This is a genomic window from Maribacter sp. HS (genome assembly GCF_048059195.1).
Lineage (GTDB): Bacteria > Bacteroidota > Bacteroidia > Flavobacteriales > Flavobacteriaceae > Maribacter > Maribacter dokdonensis.
On sequence record NZ_JAYLVV010000002.1, the window covers coordinates 94,812 to 116,751 of the forward strand.

At 35.9% G+C, this 21,940-nt stretch carries 20 protein-coding genes; 10 read left to right on the top strand and 10 right to left on the bottom strand.

All coding sequences use genetic code 11. The features are described 5' to 3' along the window. Positions 1–52 precede the first annotated feature (52 nt). The 3 genes from secA to VBZ51_RS00545 all read left to right on the top strand — a co-directional run bounded on the left by secA (position 53) and on the right by VBZ51_RS00545 (position 6,652). Positions 53–3,412 carry a preprotein translocase subunit SecA gene (gene secA, locus VBZ51_RS00535; RefSeq protein WP_058103481.1) on the top strand — a complete coding sequence of 1,120 codons (3,360 nt, stop codon included), beginning with the start codon at positions 53–55 and terminating at the stop codon, positions 3,410–3,412. Between the two features lie 315 nt (positions 3,413–3,727). Beyond that, on the top strand, positions 3,728–4,948 hold the full coding sequence (locus VBZ51_RS00540) for a sensor histidine kinase (RefSeq protein WP_321826841.1): 1,221 nt from the start codon (positions 3,728–3,730) through the stop codon (positions 4,946–4,948). A 168-nt stretch (positions 4,949–5,116) separates the two neighbouring features. Then, a complete protein-coding gene (locus VBZ51_RS00545) occupies positions 5,117–6,652 on the top strand; it encodes an amidohydrolase family protein (RefSeq protein ID WP_416576250.1) in 1,536 nt (511 codons plus the stop codon). A gap of 169 nt (positions 6,653–6,821) precedes the next feature. On the opposite strand, the gene VBZ51_RS00550 is transcribed toward VBZ51_RS00545, so the two are convergent. From VBZ51_RS00550 to VBZ51_RS00560, 3 genes are all read right to left on the bottom strand, one after another. Continuing rightward, positions 6,822–7,079 (bottom strand): hypothetical protein, encoded by a 258-nt coding sequence (locus VBZ51_RS00550; RefSeq protein ID WP_058103484.1) that lies wholly within the window; start codon positions 7,077–7,079, stop codon positions 6,822–6,824. 233 nt (positions 7,080–7,312) lie between these two features. Beyond that, a complete protein-coding gene (locus tag VBZ51_RS00555; protein WP_416575746.1) occupies positions 7,313–8,668 on the bottom strand; it encodes a DEAD/DEAH box helicase in 1,356 nt (451 codons plus the stop codon). Between the two features lie 131 nt (positions 8,669–8,799). Next, positions 8,800–9,018, bottom strand: a complete 219-nt coding sequence (locus tag VBZ51_RS00560) for a PLDc N-terminal domain-containing protein (protein ID WP_416575747.1) — start codon at positions 9,016–9,018, stop codon at positions 8,800–8,802. A 98-nt stretch (positions 9,019–9,116) separates the two neighbouring features. Here VBZ51_RS00560 and VBZ51_RS00565 point away from each other — a divergent pair, with 98 nt between their 5' ends. Then, positions 9,117–9,707 (top strand): hypothetical protein, encoded by a 591-nt coding sequence (locus VBZ51_RS00565; RefSeq protein WP_416575748.1) that lies wholly within the window; start codon positions 9,117–9,119, stop codon positions 9,705–9,707. A 34-nt stretch (positions 9,708–9,741) separates the two neighbouring features. Here the strand turns inward: VBZ51_RS00565 and VBZ51_RS00570 are convergent, their stop codons facing one another. Then, a complete protein-coding gene (locus VBZ51_RS00570) occupies positions 9,742–12,240 on the bottom strand; it encodes an ABC transporter permease (protein WP_416576251.1) in 2,499 nt (832 codons plus the stop codon). Positions 12,241–12,287: 47 nt separating this feature from the next. Then, complete coding sequence (locus tag VBZ51_RS00575) at positions 12,288–12,977, bottom strand: ABC transporter ATP-binding protein (protein WP_058103488.1); 690 nt, start codon at positions 12,975–12,977, stop codon at positions 12,288–12,290. A gap of 62 nt (positions 12,978–13,039) precedes the next feature. Between VBZ51_RS00575 and VBZ51_RS00580 the strand changes: the two genes are divergently transcribed. Then, the gene (locus VBZ51_RS00580) at positions 13,040–13,780 is read left to right on the top strand and encodes an arylesterase (RefSeq protein ID WP_416575749.1); all 741 of its coding nucleotides are present in this window, start codon (positions 13,040–13,042) and stop codon (positions 13,778–13,780) included. On the opposite strand, the gene VBZ51_RS00585 is transcribed toward VBZ51_RS00580, so the two are convergent. Together VBZ51_RS00585 and VBZ51_RS00590 are read right to left on the bottom strand one after the other, a co-directional pair. Then, complete coding sequence (locus VBZ51_RS00585; protein WP_058103490.1) at positions 13,777–14,016, bottom strand: hypothetical protein; 240 nt, start codon at positions 14,014–14,016, stop codon at positions 13,777–13,779. The two genes, VBZ51_RS00580 and VBZ51_RS00585, sit on opposite strands and share 4 nt — an antisense overlap. 291 nt (positions 14,017–14,307) lie before the next feature. After that, the gene (locus VBZ51_RS00590; RefSeq protein WP_416575750.1) at positions 14,308–15,000 is read right to left on the bottom strand and encodes a peptidoglycan DD-metalloendopeptidase family protein; all 693 of its coding nucleotides are present in this window, start codon (positions 14,998–15,000) and stop codon (positions 14,308–14,310) included. Positions 15,001–15,102: 102 nt separating this feature from the next. Here VBZ51_RS00590 and msrA point away from each other — a divergent pair, with 102 nt between their 5' ends. Beyond that, positions 15,103–15,810, top strand: a complete 708-nt coding sequence (gene msrA / locus VBZ51_RS00595) for a peptide-methionine (S)-S-oxide reductase MsrA (RefSeq protein ID WP_340157825.1) — start codon at positions 15,103–15,105, stop codon at positions 15,808–15,810. Positions 15,811–16,022: 212 nt separating this feature from the next. Beyond that, the gene (locus VBZ51_RS00600; RefSeq protein ID WP_416575751.1) at positions 16,023–16,757 is read left to right on the top strand and encodes a sugar-binding protein; all 735 of its coding nucleotides are present in this window, start codon (positions 16,023–16,025) and stop codon (positions 16,755–16,757) included. On the opposite strand, the gene VBZ51_RS00605 is transcribed toward VBZ51_RS00600, so the two are convergent. From VBZ51_RS00605 to VBZ51_RS00615, 3 genes are read right to left on the bottom strand one after another with little or no spacing between them, the layout of a single operon-like run. Next, positions 16,758–18,197, bottom strand: coding sequence for a hypothetical protein (locus tag VBZ51_RS00605; RefSeq protein WP_416575752.1), 1,440 nt, complete (start codon positions 18,195–18,197; stop codon positions 16,758–16,760). Further along, positions 18,169–18,753 carry a hypothetical protein gene (locus VBZ51_RS00610; RefSeq protein ID WP_210706811.1) on the bottom strand — a complete coding sequence of 195 codons (585 nt, stop codon included), beginning with the start codon at positions 18,751–18,753 and terminating at the stop codon, positions 18,169–18,171. Before VBZ51_RS00610 ends, VBZ51_RS00605 begins: the two co-directional genes overlap by 29 nt. Further along, positions 18,737–19,279 (bottom strand): RNA polymerase sigma factor, encoded by a 543-nt coding sequence (locus VBZ51_RS00615; protein WP_416575753.1) that lies wholly within the window; start codon positions 19,277–19,279, stop codon positions 18,737–18,739. The genes VBZ51_RS00610 and VBZ51_RS00615 overlap by 17 nt, the downstream gene beginning before the upstream one ends. Positions 19,280–19,383: 104 nt before the next feature. Here VBZ51_RS00615 and VBZ51_RS00620 point away from each other — a divergent pair, with 104 nt between their 5' ends. From VBZ51_RS00620 to meaB, 3 genes are read left to right on the top strand one after another with little or no spacing between them, the layout of a single operon-like run. Next, positions 19,384–20,298: an aldose epimerase family protein gene (locus VBZ51_RS00620; protein WP_071341628.1), complete on the top strand. Its 915-nt coding sequence runs from the start codon at positions 19,384–19,386 to the stop codon at positions 20,296–20,298. Positions 20,299–20,326: 28 nt separating this feature from the next. Further along, positions 20,327–20,899, top strand: a complete 573-nt coding sequence (locus VBZ51_RS00625) for a DUF2911 domain-containing protein (RefSeq protein ID WP_416575754.1) — start codon at positions 20,327–20,329, stop codon at positions 20,897–20,899. Positions 20,900–20,937: 38 nt separating this feature from the next. Beyond that, positions 20,938–21,927 (top strand): methylmalonyl Co-A mutase-associated GTPase MeaB, encoded by a 990-nt coding sequence (gene meaB, locus VBZ51_RS00630; RefSeq protein ID WP_416575755.1) that lies wholly within the window; start codon positions 20,938–20,940, stop codon positions 21,925–21,927. The last annotated feature ends 13 nt before the right edge of the window (positions 21,928–21,940 follow it).

Genomic DNA, 21,940 nt, shown 5'->3' on the forward strand with positions numbered 1-21,940 from the left:
ATATTCTTGCTTAATAACAAGTAATAGTTTCAATTCTAATAGTTTAAAATATATGAGTTTCATTAATTCCATCCTAAAGGCTTTTGTAGGTGATAAATCACAGAAAGACGTAAAAGAATTACAGCCTTTAGTAGATAAGATAAAATCATTTGAATCGCAGCTTGAAAATCTTAGTCATGATGAGCTAAGGCAAAAAACCATAGAGTTCAAAAGGGCCATTCAAGATGCCATCAAAGAAAAGACGGATCAAATCAGCACTTTAGAGGAAGAGGTTAAAAACTCTACCGATATCGATAAAAATGAAGATATCTACACTGAAATAGATAAGTTAAAAGAAGAAGCTTACACTATTTCAGAAGAAACACTCAATAAAATATTACCAGAAGCCTTTGCCGTGGTTAAAGAGACCGCAAAGCGTTTTGCCAATAACGAAACCTTAAAGGTAACCGCTTCTGAATATGACAGAACCCTGTCAGGCTCCAAAGATTATGTTACTCTTGACGGCACAGATGCTATTTGGAAAAATTCATGGGATGCCGCCGGAAAAGAGGTAACCTGGGACATGGTTCATTATGATGTTCAATTAATTGGCGGTATTGCCATGCACCAAGGAAAAATTGCAGAAATGCAAACAGGTGAAGGTAAAACCTTGGTTGCAACACTACCTTTATATTTAAATGCATTAAGCGGTAACGGTGCCCACTTGGTTACCGTAAACGATTATTTGGCAAAAAGGGATAGTGCTTGGATGGCGCCTATATTTCAGTTTCACGGGTTATCGGTAGACTGTATTGATCACCACAGACCAAATTCAGATGGTAGACGTGCAGCTTATAATGCAGATATTACCTATGGAACAAATAATGAATTTGGATTTGATTACCTAAGGGATAACATGGCGCATACACCAAAAGATTTGGTACAGCGCCCACATAACTATGCCATTGTAGATGAGGTAGATTCAGTTTTGGTAGATGATGCACGTACACCACTTATTATATCTGGTCCAGTACCAGAAGGTGACCGTCATGAATTCAATGAGCTGAAGCCAAAGGTGGATGAGATCGTAAGAAAACAACGTCAGCATTTAACCGGTGTTTTGGCAGAAGCTAAAAAGTTGATTGCCGAAGGTGATACCAAAGAAGGGGGCTTCCTTTTATTAAGGGTTTACCGTGGACTTCCAAAAAACAAGGCTTTAATAAAATTCTTAAGTGAAGAAGGAGTAAAACAATTACTTCAAAAAACCGAGAATTACTACATGCAAGATAACAACAGGGAAATGCCTGTTGTTGATGAAGACCTACTTTTTGTTATAGATGAAAAGAACAACCAGATAGAATTGACCGATAAAGGAGTTAATTACATTTCTGGCGAGCAGGATAAAGATTTCTTCGTAATGCCGGACATAGGTGCAGAAATAGCGAAGATTGAAAATCAAAATCTTGAAATTGAAAAAGAAGCCGAACTAAAAGAAGAGCTTTTTAAAGATTTCACCGTAAAAAGCGAGCGTATACATACCATGAGCCAATTATTAAAGGCCTATACCCTATTTGAAAAAGATACGGAGTACGTGGTAATGGACAACAAGGTTATGATCGTAGATGAACAGACTGGTCGTATTATGGACGGTCGTAGATATTCGGACGGATTACACCAAGCAATTGAAGCCAAGGAAAATGTAAAGATTGAAGCGCTAACACAAACCTTTGCTACCGTTACGTTACAGAACTATTTTAGAATGTACAGCAAATTATCTGGTATGACAGGTACCGCTGTAACAGAAGCTGGCGAATTCTGGGAAATCTATAAGTTGGATGTTATGGAAATACCAACAAACAGACCAATTGCCAGACAAGATAAAAATGATCTTATTTATAAGACCAAAAGAGAAAAGTATAACGCTATTATAGAAGAAGTAACCAAAATTAGTAAAGCAGGTAGACCTGTCTTGATCGGTACAACTTCTGTAGAGATATCAGAATTATTATCTAAGTTATTGAGTGTACGTAAAGTACCGCACAACGTTCTGAACGCTAAACTTCATAAAAAAGAAGCTGATGTTGTCGCCGAAGCAGGTAATGCCGGTGTGGTAACCATAGCAACGAATATGGCAGGTCGTGGTACCGATATTAAATTGTCAGATGCGGTTAAGAAAGCCGGTGGTCTAGCAATTATTGGTACGGAAAGACATGATTCTCGTCGTGTAGATAGACAGTTACGTGGTAGATCTGGTCGTCAAGGAGATCCTGGTAGTTCTCAATTCTATGTTTCTTTAGAAGACAACCTAATGCGTTTGTTCGGTTCGGACAGGGTTGCTAAAATGATGGATAAAATGGGCTTGGAAGATGGTGAAGTAATTCAGCATAGTATGATGACCAAGTCTATTGAAAGAGCTCAGAAAAAAGTTGAGGAAAATAACTTTGGTGTACGTAAACGTCTTTTGGAATATGATGATGTAATGAACGCCCAACGTGAAGTTGTTTATAAGAGACGCCGTCACGCCCTACAAGGAGAGCGATTAAAATTGGATATCGCCAATATGGTGTATGATACCTGTGAGGTGATCGTAGAAAGCAATAAGGCCGCCAACGACTATAAAAATTTAGAGTTTGAGCTGATCAAATATTTCTCTATGACAGCTCCTGTAGATGAAGCCGAATTTGGAAAATTATCTGCTCAGGAGATAACCGGAAAAATTTATAAAGCAGCATACGACCATTATAATGATAAGATGGAGCGTAATGCCGCTGCGGCTTTCCCTGTGATCAAAAAAGTTCATGAAGATAATGCCAATAATTTTGAGCGAATTGTAGTTCCATTTACAGACGGTATCAAAAGCTTAAATGTTGTCACCAATCTTCAAGATGCTTATGATAGTAACGGTAAGCAGTTGATCACAGATTTTGAAAAGAACATTTCCCTGGCTATTATAGATGATTCATGGAAAACACACCTTCGTAAGATGGATGAGTTGAAACAATCTGTACAATTAGCCGTTCATGAGCAAAAAGATCCTTTATTGATCTATAAATTTGAAGCTTTTGAGCTTTTTAAATCTATGATCGAAAAAGTGAACAAAGAAGTGGTTTCTTTCCTTTTCAAAGGTGAATTACCTTCTGAAAATGCAAATGCTATTCAAGAAGAAAGAAACATTAGAAAAAAAGAAAACCTGCAGACTACAAAAGAAGAAATACCGAATAGCGATGAGTTAGCGGCACGTAGTAGAGCAGTTAGTCAAAATCAAGGTCAACGCCCAGCAATTACCGAGACCATTACAAGAGAACAGCCAAAAATTGGCCGTAATGAGCGTGTTACCATTAAAAATGTAATGAGCGGGGAAAGTAAAACGGTAAAATTTAAGCAGGCAGAGCCACTTTTGCAAAATGGATCTTGGGTTTTAACCCAAGATTAATTCAAATAGAAATCAATATCTAAAAAAGGCATCCCATTATGGATGCCTTTTTTAATACCCCGGTTTAACTCACTTAAAATAAACTACATATACCTCAATCAACTTTATAATTCATTTTTTCGATTCTAAAATGAAATCAGTCATTAACAGTTTATTTCATATTTTTAACCATTATTTAGACAAAAAAAATGCGTTATTCAGAATAATATTCGTCGTTTTAACTATACTAAACACGAAAATACTAGTATAATGATAAAAACATAATTAGATTTACATTACGTAATTCGTATGTTTTCTAGTACATAAATAATATCTATGCCCGGATTTACCATTGACAAAGAACGTCTACAGGATAAAACCAAACTATTTTTAAGGGTAAATTATACCACAAGCATTATCTCCTTTCTATTTGGGGTATTATGCTATTTCTTTTTAAATATTACCCAAATCATTCCTTTTGTATTTATTGGCTTTTCAATATTGAATAGTATCAATCTACTATATTTTAGGTCTCATAAGGTTATTCTACCTACATTCAATTTTTCATCCATAATCGGTTTAATTGCGGCAGTCGTCATCACCTTATATAGCGGCGGAATTTTTAGTCCGTTTATATTCATGATACCTTTAATAGCTTTTGGAGGTTTTATATATAGTACGAGATATGGTAGAATCTATCTTAATATCATTATTATACTCATTCTTCTGGTTTTTACACAGACCATACCAGAACTGAGCATTACCCAGAATATGGTACCTGAAGCATCTAGACCTATATTTAGCTTGGTATCCATCTTATTTTCTGTTTTTATTTTAGGCAACACCTTGGGCAAAACTTTGCTAAAGACCTACAATACCATGTACAGTTCTAAAAAAGCATTGTATTTACAGGTGCATGAAAAGGAAAATCTATTAAAAGAGGTACACCATAGGGTAAAGAATAATTTACAAACCGTTTCCAGTCTTTTAAGCTTGCAATCAAGAAACATAGAAACCGGACCTATGAAAGGGCTTTTAAAAGGAACGCAGAATAGGGTTATAGCCATGGCCATGGTTCATGAAATGTTGTATATGCGTAATGACATTAGCCATATAGAGTATAAATCTTATGTTCAAGAATTGGGTGAATACCTCATAAGATCTATTAAAGGCAATGACAACCATGTAAATTTAAAAATAGATATTCCAGATATTAAATTAGGAATTGATACCGCCATACCACTAGGTTTATTGATCAACGAAGCATTGACCAATGCATTAAAGTATGGTATTGAAGGGGACAAAGAAGGTATTATCAGTATAAAGCTCCAACAAGATACTGACGAGAAGAATTGTTACATTCTAGAAATTGGTGACAACGGTATTGGTTTCCCGGAAACCATTAATTATAAGACTACAAAATCTTTAGGATTAAAATTAATCCATAATCTTACCCGACAATTAAAGGGTACTATTACTAGGGATATGTCTAAGAAAGGAACCAACTACATTATTAAATTTCAAGAAATAAAGCAGCAATTATCACCTGTTGCTTAATCTTAATAGGGTATAAATATCAATTCCATTTTTTATTTGTAAAGTTGACATACGGTCACTGTTCTTTCTGCTGCTTTCTCTATATTTAAGGAAACTAACACAAACAACCACCCTATGTTACGTAAACAACTGCTCCTAACGGCTATATTCATATCCGTTTTGCTCACCATGCATGCACAATCTCTTGAGGGAGACGGACCGCACGATCAATTGATCATTAGAGGCGTAATGCTCATTAACGGTAACGGGGCACCACCACAAGGACCTATTGATATTGTTGTAGAGAACAACAGGATTACAAATGTAAAAGTCGTGGGTTACCCTGGTGTGGCAATTGATGACGCCAAAAGACCAAAATTAAAAGCAGGTGGTAAAGAATTAGATTGTACCGGCATGTATCTAATGCCTGGCTTTATTGATATGCATACCCATATTGGTGGCGATGCACAAGGTGCAGACCCAGACTATGTTTTTAAACTTTGGATGGCACATGGCGTCACTACCGTTCGTGAGGTTGCAGGTAGAGGAATAGATATTGCTTTAGATTTAAAACGTAAAAGTGAAAATAATGAAATCATTGCACCTCGTATTATTTCCTATACCGCATTTGGACAGACCAGTAAAGCATTCAATCCTTTAAACGATGTGCCAATATCAACTCCGGCACAGGCACGTGAATGGGTACGTGCAAATGCAAAAAAAGGTGCAGACGGCATTAAGTTTTTTGGTGCAGAACCAGAAATTATGGCCGCTGCATTAGATGAAAATAAAAAACTAGGATTAGGTTCCGCCTGCCATCATGCACAAATGAGCGTAGCCCGTTGGAACGTTTTACATTCTGCAAGAGCAGGATTAACCTCAATGGAGCATTGGTATGGACTACCTGAGGCACTTTTTGATGATCGTACGGTACAAGATTTTCCGTTAGATTATAATTATCAAAATGAACAAGATCGCTTTGAAAATGCCGGTAAACTATGGGCACAAGCGGCAAAACCGTATTCAGAACACTGGAACAATGTAATGAACGAACTCTTGGAGCTTGATTTTACCATGGATCCTACTTTCAATATTTATGAAGCTAGCAGAGATTTGCAACGCGCAAGAAGAGCTGAATGGCACGAAGAATATACACTACCCTCTTTATGGGAATTTTATCAGCCTAGTAAAGTCTCACATGGCTCTTATTGGCATGATTGGGGCACCGAGCAAGAAGTAGCTTGGAAAAATAACTATAAACTTTGGATGACCTTTATCAATGAATACAAGAATAGAGGTGGTAGAGTTACTACCGGTTCAGATTCCGGTTTCATCTTTCAACTTTATGGATTTGCCTATATAAGAGAATTAGAATTATTGCGTGAAGCAGGTTTTCACCCATTGGAAATTATAAAATCTGCTACCTTAAATGGTGCGGAAGCATTGGGTATGGATGACAAAATAGGTTCCGTTGCCATAGGTAAGTTGGCAGATTTTGTCATTGTTGAAGAAAATCCTCTTCAAAATTTTAAAGTTTTATACGGCACAGGAGCTGTAAAACTTACTGAAGATAACGAGGTGGTTCGTGTTGGTGGTGTAAAATATACTGTAAAAGATGGAATTGTGTATGATTCCAAAGCTCTACTCGCAGATGTAAAACGCCAAGTAGATGAGGCTAAAGCTAAAAGTAACTATACTATAAAGCAGCCCGGTATTAAAAATTAAGACTTACGCTTATTCACGGGAACCTTAATAGCACGTAATTTCGTTTTGTTGTTGTTAGATAATGATATTGCCGCAACAATTATTAAAGCCGGAATTAAAAAAGTAAATAACATCATAATTAAATTCTTTAAAAGGGTGCTTCATTGCACCTTTTTATATAGGGCAAATATTATGCCAACTTACCATAAGTTTTATTGGTAATAAATGCCAATTCTTTGTTAACCCTTGCATTCTTATATCTGTACAAGCGAGCTACAGATGTTTCGTTAGAGTCAACAGTCTTTTTCTCAGCGTTAATATCGTTAAGGCTATCAACCATAACAATACCCATTTCAGTAGTGTGAACTTTATCATCTGCTTGGGGTGTTTGCGCCAATGCTAATGCTCCGGCGAAAATTAAAACTAGTAAGGTGAAAAATGCTTTCATATCGTATTATTGAACAATATAAAAGTACCGTCAGCAAAGCGAACAAGCCGGTTGACCTCGCTAAACTGTAATAATTTTCGGCTAGTGAAGAGTTTTAAGGTGAATAGACAAAAAGTGTCGACGAACGGTTTTTGGTCTAAAAACAGCATACCGATAGGGTATGCATTTCATCGATCATTACTTTCAGAAAAATGGGCGAACTGGACTATAAAACCAATTTTGAAATCATGTAATTACTTTTTATTTCTTCCACGTTTACCGTAGTTTTTGTCGCCTCTGGTTTTGGGTTTAGAGTATTTCTTTTTAATAATACGCTTATAGGAACCGCCTTGATTTTCCTTCTTGTTCTTTTCAGACTTCTCATGAAAACTTGCACCACGTTCATCTTCGTTGATATTTAAAGGATTATCGCGCTCTCTATGTTTTGGTTGTTCATCAAAAGTTAACTGTGTTGCAATTTCAACATCATCGGGCAATGGTAATTGCTCAACTTGGTGAGACATTAATTCTTCAATGGCATTTTTTGCCTCTTCCTCTTGTGGTGTAAATAATAAAATAGATGTTCCTTGTTTTTCTGCCCTACCCGTTCTACCTATACGGTGCATGTAATTTTCAGGATATGTGGGAGTATCAAAATTTATAACATGAGATATCTCTTGCAGGTCTAACCCACGTGCCATAACATCAGTAGTAACCAAAATTCGATTCTTACCTTCATCGAACTGATTTATGGAACGCAGTCTATAGTTTTGGGTTTTATTGGAGTGTATAATACATATCTCTTCGCTAAAAAATTTAGACAATTCCTTAAACAGCAAATCTGCGCTTCGCTTGCTGGAAACAAACACTAAAACTTTATTATACGTTTCTTCATTTTGCAATAAGCTCACCAAAAGGTTCACCTTGGTATAAAAATTTGGTGTCGCATACCCAAATTGAGTAATATTTTCTAAAGGAGTACCACTTACGGCAACAGCAATTTTTTGAACACCTGTAAAGAAATCCGTAATAAACAGTTCAATATCATCTGTCATGGTGGCAGAGAACATAATATTCTGCCTTCTTTGCGGCAATAATTCAAAAATATTGACCAATTGAAACCTAAAGCCTAAATCTAACATAACATCGACCTCATCAATAACCAGTTTCTTAACCTGTTTTAATTGAACAGCCTTGGTTAATATCAAATCATAAAGACGAGCAGGTGTGGCAACCAAAATGTCTGTCCCCAATGCCAATGCCTCTTTTTGCTTTAGCATACTTTTTCCTCCAAACACCCCTAATACTCTTGTTCCTGAATATTTTGCCAATTTTTCTACCTCTTCCACTACTTGTACTACCAACTCACGTGTAGGCACCAATACAATAATTTTTGGATGAATATCTTTTGAAAATTTTAAAGTATTTAAAATAGGAAGTAAATAGGCGAACGTTTTACCGGTACCTGTTTGTGCTATACCTACAACATCACTACCACTCATTACAATGGGAAAAGCTTTCTCTTGAATAGGAGTAGTATTTTCAAAACCTAGATCTTCAAGTGCTTTTTCTAAGTTTCTAGATATTTTTAATTCGGTAAATAACGGCATAACAATCACTTTTGTATTTCAGGTGCAAAGCTATGCTGATTAGTTGACAATTCACGTATAGTGAGTAATTTATCCGTAATTAAGTCATAAGCGCCTATGGAAAACGGAAAATAATAAAAAGGGATTTTAGATTATGCCTTTAGCATACGTCTACTTTTCCCTGTGGATAAATATAGGAGCGAACCTAAAATTGGAAGAAAAAATACAATTAGCAACCATGTAAATTTACCGTCATTCTTGAATTCATGGCGTACAATATCAACTAAGCAATACACCCAAACAAACAGCGCTACATATACTAATGATTGCCAAATACCTAGTTTAAATGAAAAAATTGCCGGTAAATTCATAATTGTATAATTTATAAAAGTTATGTATTCCTTAAAGTTATAGAAATTAATACTATATAAAGTACTAAATTTCAACTAGAACAGAATATCCTTACTTAATGAAATTACACACGTATCTATACTTATTTGTTTTCTTTTTATCTTTTAATGAATCTGCCGCCCAAACAAATAATGTGACATATGATGAAGCTATAAACATGGCCGTTGAAAAAGAGTATCCTGAGTACTTCTCAGCACTTTTAAAGATTTTAGATGATTTTGAACAAGAGTTAATTGTAAAAAGTGTAATTACAGATGGTACCTATAAAAATTACACCAACCTTTTAAAAGAAATAAGCAGGGATAGTACTTATGCAATAGTGAGTGATTTTGCTTTGGGAGATTCTTTAAAGGTAATTGCTAAGCACCATAATTATGAACTGGCAAAAACTTTGAAAACAGTACCATTAATACATTTTAGAAATAAAGCTCAACCTAAAAGTATACTATTTAATCAACGAGTATCTGAAATTACTGCTAAAAAAGGAGGTTTTTCTCGTTCAGATTATGCATCACTTTTATTAGAGGTGTATGATGAAGAAGACTATCTACAACCAACAATACGAACGCAGCTGTTTCGATTTCTAGACCCGAATACGGATTACCTATTATATTTCTATGTTGGTAAACCCACATCAACAAATAATTAAGCCAAAACTATTATAAGGGTAATATCTTTTTGCATCATCCTTCTTTTCGCAACACTTGCAATGGCGGACTATTTAACACTCCCCTACTATTAAATAAACCGATGGCTAAGACCAACAATGTTATACCCGGCAACACCACCAAAAATGGCACCCACGACGGAATAAATGGAGTATCAAAAATAAAATAAGCCAGTAAAAAACTACTTAGTAAAGAAAGTAACACTCCCACACCACTTCCTAAAACACCTAAAAATAGGTACTCCAATGCATTAATTTTCAATATCTGTTTACTCTGTGCACCAAGGGTTCTTAACAATACACTTTCTCTAATTCGTTGGTATTTACTATTACGAACCGATCCTATTAAAACAATGATACCAGTTAGAATACTGAAAAAAGCCATAAAGGTGATGACCCATGAAATTTTATCCAATATATTTTCAACCAATGTTACCACCTGTCGTAAATCTATGATGGATATATTCGGGAATTTCTTTACCAATTCCCTTTGTAAATTGGCAGATGAAGCTTTGTCCGGCGCATTGGTCGTAACCACATGAAACTGGGGTGCTTTTTCCAATACCCCGGTTGGGAAAACAATTGAAAAATTAAGCTGCATACGTGCCCAATCTACCTGCCTAATATTACCTACCACGGTAGTCATCATTTTACCCTGTACATTGAACAACAGCGTATCTCCTAATTTTACAAGGGCGCCATTGGCAACATTATCCGCTAGGGAAATAGGAATAACTTCGGTATTAGGAGGAACAGACGGCAACCACTCCCCTTCCAATAACTTTTCCGAACCGATCATAGAATCTCTATATGTAGTTCTAAATTCATGATTCAGTATCCATTTATTCACCCTAGTGGTGGTGTCTAACCTAATGTCATTCACATCCCTATCCTTAATACGCTCCATGCGCATAGTAACTATAGGAATATTATCTATAACCGGTAAACCTTTTGGTGTTATCGTATTTTCAACGTCATTACGTTGTTCTGTCTGTACATCAAAAAGTATAAGATTTGGACTTTCAGCACTTGCCTCAAAAGTTGTTTTGGCAAGTAAAAAATCTTTGGTGAAATACAAAGTGCTAATTAAGAATGTGCCAATACCAATAGCTAATATTAAAACTACAGTCTGGTTATTTGGCCTGTACAAATTTAAAAGACTTTGGCGTGCAGCAAAGCTCCATGATTTTGGAAAGTACTTTTTAATGAGCCTCATGAAACCTATTGAGACACCTGCCAAAATAGAGAACGTTACTAATATACCAACCACAAAGCTCAAGGCAAACTCCCATCTACCCAACAACCACAATGCAAATAAAAGCACAAACAATACAATAGCCACCACTACCCAGATTTGATATGGACGTGATTTTTTACCTGTATCTTCTTGCACGCGCAACACTTGTAACGGAGAAACGAACCAAGTATGTACCAAAGGAGATAAAGCAAAAAGCACCGACATAGAAACGCCTAATAACAAACCAACGAATATGGCTGGGTATGAAGTTGATATTTCAACGGTAAAAGGTAAAAACTCTTGTAATATGAATGGAAAGGTCTGTTGCAACAATAGTCCTATTGCTGTACCTATTATACCGCCCAACAAGCCCATTCCGGCAATTTGCAGTAGAAATATAAAAAATGTTTGTTTTCGCGTTGCACCTAAACACTTTAGTACCGCCACCGCTTTTAGTTTTTCTTTGATATAAATATGAACAGAACTTGCTATACCAACGCACCCTAAAAGAAGCGCTATAAACGCAACTAAGTTTAAAAACCTACCTACATTCTCATACCTACGCCCCAAACGCTCACTGGTATCTGTATGCGTATCCATATCTGCATTTTCTGCATCTAATAACGGATCCACCTTATCATTAAGTAATTCTAAATCGGCTTTATCATCCTCAAAATAGTAGTTATAACCTAACCTACTACCCCGTTGCAGCAACCCACTCTCTTCCATAAAACGAAAAGGTACCACAATGGGCGGTGCGGCAGTTGCACCTATACCCGTACTACCCGGTGCAGTAATCAAAGCCCCTAGAATAGGAAAGGTAGTGGTGCCCAATTTTACACTATCCCCAGGTTTTAGGTCAAACTGCAACATTACGGTGGCATCAACTAATGCACCACCCTTATCTTGATAATCAAAAGCCGAAGTTTTGGGTTCCGTTTCCAATTCGCCATAAAAAGGATAATTACCTTCAATAGCCCTTACCTGAACCAATTTTGTAGATAGACTTTTAGGGAAGGCTGCCATAGACGCGAATTTCACCTCACGTGCCTTATAGCCGCCCAAAGAATCCATTAACTCCACTACCCTTTCATTTGCAGGCTGATTACTATCAATTAAGAAATCTGCACCCATTAGGGCCTTAGACTGTAGGCCAATGTTATTTTTAAGGTTATTACTAAAAGATTGTATGGAAACCACCGCGGCAATACCTAATATTATAGATGCCATAAACAAAAGCAACCTTTTACCGCTTGCCTTGCCATCTCGCCAAGCCATTTTCAACAACCAATTAAATTTTGCCTTAGATGTTCTTTGAAATTCGCTCAAGATATGGATGTAGTTTCGTTGATGACTATTTTGCCCCCTTTAAGTCGTAAGACACGTTTATTTAAATTAGCTAATTCAAGATCATGGGTTACAATGACCAGAGTGGTACCCATTTCCTTATTCAGGTCAAATAATAGTTTAATTACCTTCTCACCGGTTTCTTCATCTAAATTACCGGTAGGTTCATCTGCAAATAAAATAGATGGTTTATTTGAAAAAGCCCTGGCAAGAGCTACCCGTTGTTGCTCACCACCAGAAAGCTGTGATGGATAATGATCATGCCTACCTGCCAAACCAACTTTAGCCAAAAGATCCATAGCATCTTTACTTGCGTTTTTTTCTCCTTGTAATTCTAAAGGAACGCTCACGTTCTCCAAAGCTGTTAAAGTGGGCAGTAGTTGAAAATCTTGAAATATGAAACCAACTTTTTCATTGCGCAACAAAGCTCGCTGATCTTCATTTAAAGCACTTAGGTCTTGTCCGCAAAGTTCTATTGTACCCTCATTTATTTCATCTAAACCTGCACATAAACCTAGCAAAGTTGTTTTTCCACTTCCCGACGGACCTACAATTGCAAAAGTATCCCCTTCATCAATCGAAAAGGAAATGTCATCAATAACCGTCAAATTTCTTGATCCGCTGTTATACGTTTTCTTTAGATTACGTACGTTTAATATCTTTGTCATAAATCATTTTGGTACAAGAGAGCAAAATAAACAAATGATTTGGAATCTAATAAGTTAAGACTATGTTGAAAGTATTAAAGTTTCGTTATTTTTTAGTGCTACTGTTGTTCGTTGGATGCGGAGAAACTACCGAAAAAAAACCATCTGAAACGCAAGCAGAGGTAGAAAATACGGATAAAAAGGAAGAGGTTTCTACTGATGACAAAGTCATTTTGTTTTATGGAAATAGCCTTACCGCAGCTTATGGTTTGGATGTAAAGGAGGGATTTCCCAATAGAATACAGCAAAAATTAGATTCATTAGGTTTAGACTACAAGGTCATTAACTCTGGCTTAAGTGGAGAAACCACATCCGGCGGTTTAAACAGGTTAGACTGGGTATTGAACCAGCCTGTAGACATTTTTGTTCTTGAACTAGGTGCTAACGACGGTTTGCGCGGAATACCCATTGCCGAGACCATGAACAATCTTCAAGAAATGATCGATATGGTAAAAGATAAAAATCCTGATACTAAAATTGTGTTGGCGGGCATGCAGATACCACCAAATATGGGAACTGACTATGCTTCTCAATTTAAAGCTATGTATCCGGCATTAGCAGAATCTAACAATATTTACTTAATCCCATTTTTGTTAGAAGGAGTAGCTGGCGACCCAAGCTTAAATCTAGAGGACGGAATTCATCCTACCGCTGAAGGTCAAAGAATAGTTACAAATAATGTTTGGAAAATTTTAAAAACTATTGTACTACCTGCAAGTGTAGCAGAGGTAACCAAAGATGCTGCAGTCGAAGAATTGAATTAGGCAAAAGACATTGTTCTTACCCTTGGTTTAAAAAGTAAGGCTTGCTTAACTCTTGCATTCTTCACTTTAAAAAACCTTGCAGCTGTTTGAAAACCCTGAGTGTTTACATCAGACTTTACTGTTATATCCGCCATGGGCATAACAATAGTCTGCACTTTTGTGTTTGGTGACTTCTCTTGTGCTTGGGACTGGGTTCCCAAACAGATAACAAGGAATAAAAAAATAATAGTACGCATAATAAAGTAGGTAAATTTGGTCTATTGATAACCCACTACCCCTAAGTAAACGTATTTCCCATTCGACAAGAGGTACAGTTTTTACGATGAAAGGGCACTTATTCGATGTATCACCATTTTTTGTAGTCCTTTTTCCTACAAAATCTTAAACAGATAATCGTCAAATTTGTGCAGTTTATCGAGTTAATAGGTTTTTTCTTACAATTTTTAATCGATATATATTCTTGTACTACAAATATGCTACACATAAGACCATGTGAGCTTGGTATAAAAGGAGTAAAGAATGTTCTTTTAAGAACTACCTTTTATTTTTAATAAATAATTGGGGTTTGGACAATTGAATTTATAGTGTTGTAAGTTTTCCACTGCGCAAACGCCAGGGTAATCACCTTCATTACCTTCTAAATCTCTTATTATTTGAAAATGAAGGTGAGGTGCATAATTCACATTAATATCAGGTGTTCCCAACTTTGCCAAGGTTTCACCTGCCTTAAATACTTTTCCTTTAAACAAACCGGTTAATGATTCTATAGATAAATGACCATATAATGTATAAAAAGTAATATGACGTAAGGTATGCTCCAATATTATGGTAGGTCCATAATCACCAACTACATTATTGTTCTTAAAACTATGCACCTTGCCATCTATGGGAGCTAAGACCTTAGTATCTGCATTGGTCCAAAAATCTATTCCCAAATGTATGTTGCGCTTGGGTTTATGAGCTGCAGAGAACCCATCTTTATCCGCATAAAGATTTCGTTCTTCTAAATAACCCCCATAGGCAGCTATACCATCCTTACTCTTTACCACAGTATCAATATATGATTGACAGGTAACAGGATTTGTAATGTCCACATCTAGCAACGCTTCGTTAGATTTGGATAGATCCAGAGGTATATACTTATTCATTGGTATTGTGCTATCCAATATACCTATACTACGTAAAGAATAAGAATCAAGTACCTTTTGCAGTTCGTTCATTTTTCAAAAATATGCCATCTTAGTATCTCGTTAACATATTTTAACCGTTTACCTCGTAAGTACTTTGTAAATTATGCAACAAATTGCAAAAGAAAAAGAAATATGAAATTATTACAAATCGTTTTATTGGCCGGTGCAAGCTTAATTGCTACTAGTTGCCAGTCCAAGAATAAAAAAAATACAATTTCCGAAAACACACCAGCCAAAGAGACGCAGCAGGAAGAAATGTATGAAGAGGTTAAATTGAGTCCGCAACAATTAAGTAAATACGAAACCGCCTATTTTGCCAGTGGTTGTTTTTGGTGTGTAGAGGCTATTTTTGAAAGTGTAAAAGGTGTAAAGGAAGTTGTATCTGGATACGCCGGCGGAGAACAGAAAAACCCAACGTATGAAGAAGTTGGCTATGGCAAAACGGATCATGCCGAAGCTGTCGAAGTATACTACGACCCAAAGGTAATTTCATTCACTCAATTGGTACAGGTGTTCTTTGGATCTCACGACCCCACACAGTTGAACAGACAAGGACCAGATCGTGGAAGACAATACCGCTCTATTGCCTTTTATAAAAATGAAGACGAAAAGAAAATTATTGAAAGCTACATTCAGGCACTAGTAGATAATAAAGTTTATGATAATGATCCTATTACCACAGAGGTAACACCATATACCGTTTTCTACAAAGCAGAATCGTATCACCAAGATTATGAAAAGAATAATCCTAACAATTCTTACATCAGAAATGTTTCTATACCTAGATTAAATAGGTTTAAAGCTAACTTTGGAGATTATCTAAAGAAGAATGCACATTAAGAACTATGTTCACCACGAATAGATTAGCGCTCCAGTAGGGGCGCTTTTTTATTTGGTAACAAACAATAAAAATCTAATACTGTAAGAGTTAACATTGAAAACAATTAGGTTCGTTTAATTTTATTTTATCTTGCCCCAGATATTGAAGTACTATTAATCTTACAATAATTAAGAGAATAGTGTGTTTAAATTATAGATTCCAAACCAGTATTATGAAATGGACTATTTATTTTTTACTTCTACTATGCATTACTTCGTGTTCTGATGGCAAAAGCAAAAAAAACACTCAAATAACTCCCGTCTCCTATATTAAAGAAGCTCCTACATTAGACGGCAGACCTATAGAGAATTATTGGAATTTGTTAGAATGGCAACCTATTGACCAAAATTGGATCGGCGGTCCTTTTGACCATGATGATTATAACGGTAAATATAAAATGGCCTGGAACGAAGACGGACTTTATATTTTACTGGAGATAGTGGATGATACCTTATTAGAACAAACCGAAGACCCTTTAAAATTATGGTGGAATGATGATTGCGTAATTGTTTATGTTGATGAAGACAATTCAGGTGGTCAACATAGATTTAATCATAATGCATTTACCTATCATGTTGCCTTGGATGGTAATGTGGTAGACTTAGGTGTAAATGAAAAACCAACGCTTTATAATGATCATGTAATCTCTAAGCACCAAACAGAAGGTAATACCACATATTGGGAAATGCTCGTAAAGGTATACCCTAGCATATTTAATGATAAGCCTACTGTAAAACCGGTTGTTTTGAGCGAAGGAAAAAGAATAGGTTTTGCTATTGCCTATGCCGATAACGATAATAGCAAAAAACGAGAAAATTTAATAGGATCTGTCTTTGTACCTGGAGAGAATAAAAATGCAGGTTGGATTGATGCCAATGTATTTGGCACACTGGAATTATTAAAATAACTACTGTAACACTACTTCACTATAATCAGATGTTATTAGTATAGAACGACCACTATTATTTTTTAAGTGATATCCCTTATTTACTACTGTAGATCCGTTTTTAGTTTCTACTAAGTTTACCTGCGAAGGTAATTTTAGCGTTGACGAATTACCTTTTACATAAATGTTAGTGGCTACTTTAGGTAACTTAACGTTAAGTTCTCCGTTTTTCACACTAATATCAAGTTCTTCCAAATCATTGCTTAGTTCAAGGATATGTATTGCTCCAAAATTGTTTTTAATAAACGCATTGTTCATCAACTTATCTATCGTTACTTCAGATGATGTTGCTTGCAACTGCAATTCTACAACCTCTGACAATGAAATCTCTTCAGAATAGGATGTATTCAATTGGCCAACATTCCATTTTTTTACATTTACCGGTGTATAGGCAGCAGAAACAGAAGTGTCTTCACCATCAATTGTTACTGCCCAAAGGCTTGAATGCGAAAGGTTCGCATTCAAGTTTTTGGTATTCTCAGCTAATTTCACCTCACCATGACGTACATCCATTTTTATTCTAGTAGACTTTGGTAAACTGATCTTAATGGTCTTTTTAATCTTAAAATTCTTTTGTTTCCCTTCGGATGAATAATAGAATATATTTGGAGAACCTTCACCTGAATTGATCAACATTCTACGTTCTTCTCTTTCTTCTTGCATTTTTTCTCGTCTCTCTTCCATTTTCTCTTGTCTCTCTTCCATTTTCTCTTGTCTCTCTTGCAAAACTTCCTCTCTCTTCTCCATCAGTTCCTCACGCCTTTGATTGTATTCCTCCATTCTTTTATCCATTGCCTCACCTTTCTCCTCCATGCGCTCAGCCCACTCTTCCAACCGTTTTTGATGTTTTTTATCAAAACTTTTCTCAAAGTTCTTTTGCCATTTTTTCATGTACTTTTCACCATCTTCTTGATATGCTTCATAATCGAATATAAAAGCTTCGGTCTGTGGTAAAGGTGGCATTTCTGGAAAAGGTGCAATTTGTGGCACACTAACTACAAATGATGCAATTTCGGGCACCTCTATGTGCATATCGTTATGGTCAAAAAAGGTCTTTGAATCAAAACTTGCAAAAAAATCATTGTTTTTGGACTTTGAGGAAATTTTAACCTCTTTGCTGTTGCCCAAAATTTCAATAGGGCTGTTTTCAAAATAGTCTTTCGCTTCTTCTGTAGTAGCACCTTCCAGGGTTATGGTGGCCGTGATGGCCACCTCATCCTTGTCCCAAGTTTCAAATTCAATATCAGCATAGCTGGTATTGATATTTACCACAGCATCTTCTGCTACGATAAATCTTTCTTGAAAAGTTTTACTTTCTGCTTGCGAAAAAGAGCCGACAGAGGTTAAAAGACCTAATGCAATGATGAGTTGCTTAGATACTAGTGTCATTGATCTGTTCATTTTTTGATAATTTTAATTCGTTCAACTTTCTTTTTAATTTCTGTAATAATTGTAAGCGTAACTGTAAATTCTCTATAAGCGCCGTAATGGTTTGATCATTAGGACCCAATTCTTTTAATTCTTTATTTAAGGTTTTATATTCTAGGTTCAAATTATTTAGCTGCTCCATAAAACTATCAATAAGACCTTTGGTATCTGGAGAAACCTCTAGCTTAGCCAATTCCAAATTTATGTTCGCCACATAATAATTCTCTACTTTTTTTAAATCTGGAGATAGATCACCAAATGTGAATTCGGTTTTCTGCTTTTCCTCTTTATCATTTTGCACAACCGTTACTGTATTTTCATCATTTCCGCTTAAAAACCAGAAGCCCAATGACAAACTAACCAGTACAACAACAGATGCCGCAATGTGCAACCAACCCCATTTTGTAGTTTTATTTGATGGAATAGATTCTTCCAATTTCTTTAAAAACCGTTCTTCATGACCTGGTTTTATGGCATGTTTTTGCTTCTCCCTATCTTTTTTGAACATTTCCCTAAGATCCTGTTCCATAATTCTTTTCTTTTAATAATTCCTTTAGTTGATTTTTTCCCCTTGACAATCTTGTTCTGCAAGCAGAGGATGAAATATTCAATACCTCTGCAATTTCTTGATGATCATACCCTTCAACCAAGAACATGAGTACTACATATTTATATTTTTCCTGTAATTGATCAATAGCCAACCTTACCTCATCAATACTAATTGCAGCAGATACGTTCCAATTATCATCTTCTGCAACTACCTGCATATCCTGTTCATCAATAGAGACCTTATCTTTTTTTGATTTTAAAAAGTCTATACTTTTATTTACCACTATTCTTTTTAACCAAGCGCCAAAAGTTACCTCACCTTTATATTGATGAATTTTTTGAAATGCCTTAATAAAAGATTCCTGTAAGACATCTTCAGCATCATCCGCATTCTTAACAAAGCGGTTTGCTACCACAAACATACCGTCACAATATTTTCTATATAATTGCAACTGGGCAGCCCGGTCGTTCGCTTTACATTTCTCTACGACATTGCTTTGAAACATCGGTTAATTAGATTGGTTTTTGGTTGTTGTTATATTAAGGACGATATAAAAAATAGAATGTTGCAAAAATTTTTATTTTTACACTACACTATTAAAATTTTCCTTTGAAACAAGTTACAATTTCCAATGCCTATTTGACCCTAATGGTTTTAGATTATGGCGCAACCATTCAAAAATTACTTGTTAAAGGAGATGATGGCGAATTCACCAATGTAGTTGTAGGCTACAACCATCCAAGCAGATATAGATTAGATGATCATGTGTTAGGTGCCAGTGTTGGGCGTTACGCAGGTAGAATTTCTAATGGTGGTTTTGTAATAGACCGAGCAAGATATGACCTGTATCAAGAAGACGGTGTACATTTACATGGAGGTAAAGAAGGGTTTCATCAAAAATATTGGAACATAGATGAAGTGGACCATAGCGATAAACCATTTGTAAAACTTACCTATAACAGCAAGCATTTAGAAGAAGGCTACCCAGGTAATTTAACCGTTAGTGTTACCTATAAACTTATGAATAATGCCTTGCAAGTCATTTATGAGGGAATGACGGATAGAAGTACGGTTATAAACCTTACCAATCATTCCTATTTTAAATTAGATAAAAATCCGTACATAGATGAATACGAACTACAGCTCAACTGTCCTTATAGATTAGAAACACAAGAGAATTTGCTACCAACGGGAAATATTGTTCCAGTTCGTAAAACCGAGTACGATTTTCTTTTACCTAAAAAAATAGGTCTACAAAGGTTTGATACTATTTATGTGAAAGATATTGGTAATGAAAAGGTAGCAGAACTACATTCCAAAAGTTCGGGCATTACCATGAAGGTATACACCAATCAGCCAGCTTTGGTGGTCTATACTCCAGATGATTTCCCTGGTATATGTTTTGAGACACAAAACTACCCAGATGCACCAAATCAACCAGATTTTCCTAAAAGCCTCTTAAGGCCTGGTGATCTATACAACAACATTTCTATCTTTAAGTTTGATTTAGGTAAGAAAAGTTAAATTTCGTGTATAGAATTACTGGTAATAAATGAAACTAATAAAGAGAATTTTCATTGTTATAGCCCTTATTGTGGCACTTGTTTATTTGGTAATCATACCTTACATACACCAAGAGGCTAAAAAATTTAGCCCCGCTAAAACCGAACAACTAGAATTAAAAGGAAGTTCTTTAGAGGTTGAATATTCCAGCCCGTCCAAAAAAGGACGAATTATTTTTGGAGACCTAGTACCGTTTGGTAAAGTTTGGCGAACCGGGGCAAATGAACCTACCACCTTTTCTACTACCCAAAACATTAAAATAATTGATAAAATATTACCTGCGGGTAAATATTCATTATGGACGGTACCTAACCGGAATAGTTGGAAAGTTATATTCAATACTCAAATACCAGATTGGGGAGTAACCCGTGTAGATGGTAACCAAACCACACATGATCCACGATTTGATTATTTAACGGTTGAAGTCCCGGTAAAAACATTAGAAAATCCCGTAGAGAATTTCTCCATTGATTTTGAGCATTTGAAAGAAGGGATACAGCAGCAAGATTATTTGGACTTAGCCTGGGATACTACCAAAATCATGATTCCCATTTACAAATAGTACATTTACGTTACAATTACACAATAGAAGCCGTTGCCATGAATTTAGCCAACCTTACGACATCTGAAATTCTTGAAGGTATCTATGCAAATAATGTTGCCATAGTTAGTAAGGCTATTACTATTGTAGAAAGCACAAAGCCTCAACATCGTTTAATTGCCAATGCTATAATTAGCGGGTGTATATCAAAAAAACAAGATTCCATAAGAATTGGTATTACCGGTGTACCTGGCGCCGGTAAAAGCACATTTATTGAGCAATTTGGAGATCTGATTACCTCCACGGGTAAAAAAGTTGCCGTATTGACCATAGACCCGTCAAGCAGAAGAACCAAAGGAAGCATTCTTGGAGATAAAACACGTATGCAAGAATTGGTTAAAAATCCCAATGCGTATATAAGACCATCTGCATCTGGTTCATCATTAGGCGGTGTCACAAGAAAGACCAGGGAAAGTATCGTAATACTTGAAGCCGCTGGATACGACTGTATTTTAATAGAAACCATTGGGGTAGGACAAAGCGAAACGGCAGTTCATGACATGGTAGATTTCTTTTTATTATTAAAAATAGCTGGTGCGGGTGATGAACTACAGGGTATAAAAAGAGGAATTATTGAAATGGCCGATGCCATAGTAATCACAAAAGCCGACGGAGACAACATACAACGTGCAAAACTGGCAAAAATGGAATTTACAAGAGCGCTACATATGTTTCCACCCAAAGAAAATGGCTGGTCTCCAGAAGTATTGACCTGTTCTGCCATTGAACTTAAAGGCTTACATGAAATTTGGGAATTAATAGTAACCTATTGTAATACCATGAAAGCATCTGGTCACTTTTTAAACAACCGTAAGAGACAAAATGAAAATTGGCTCATTCAGTATTTGGAACAAGAATTATTATCAGAGTTTTATCGTCACCCGAAGACTATGGAATTACTGCCACAATTAAAAAATGAAGTCATTAACGGAAATTCATCACCTTTCTTAGCTGCAGAAAAGCTCTTAAAGGCATTAAAAACCCATTAAATTTCCTAGAGCG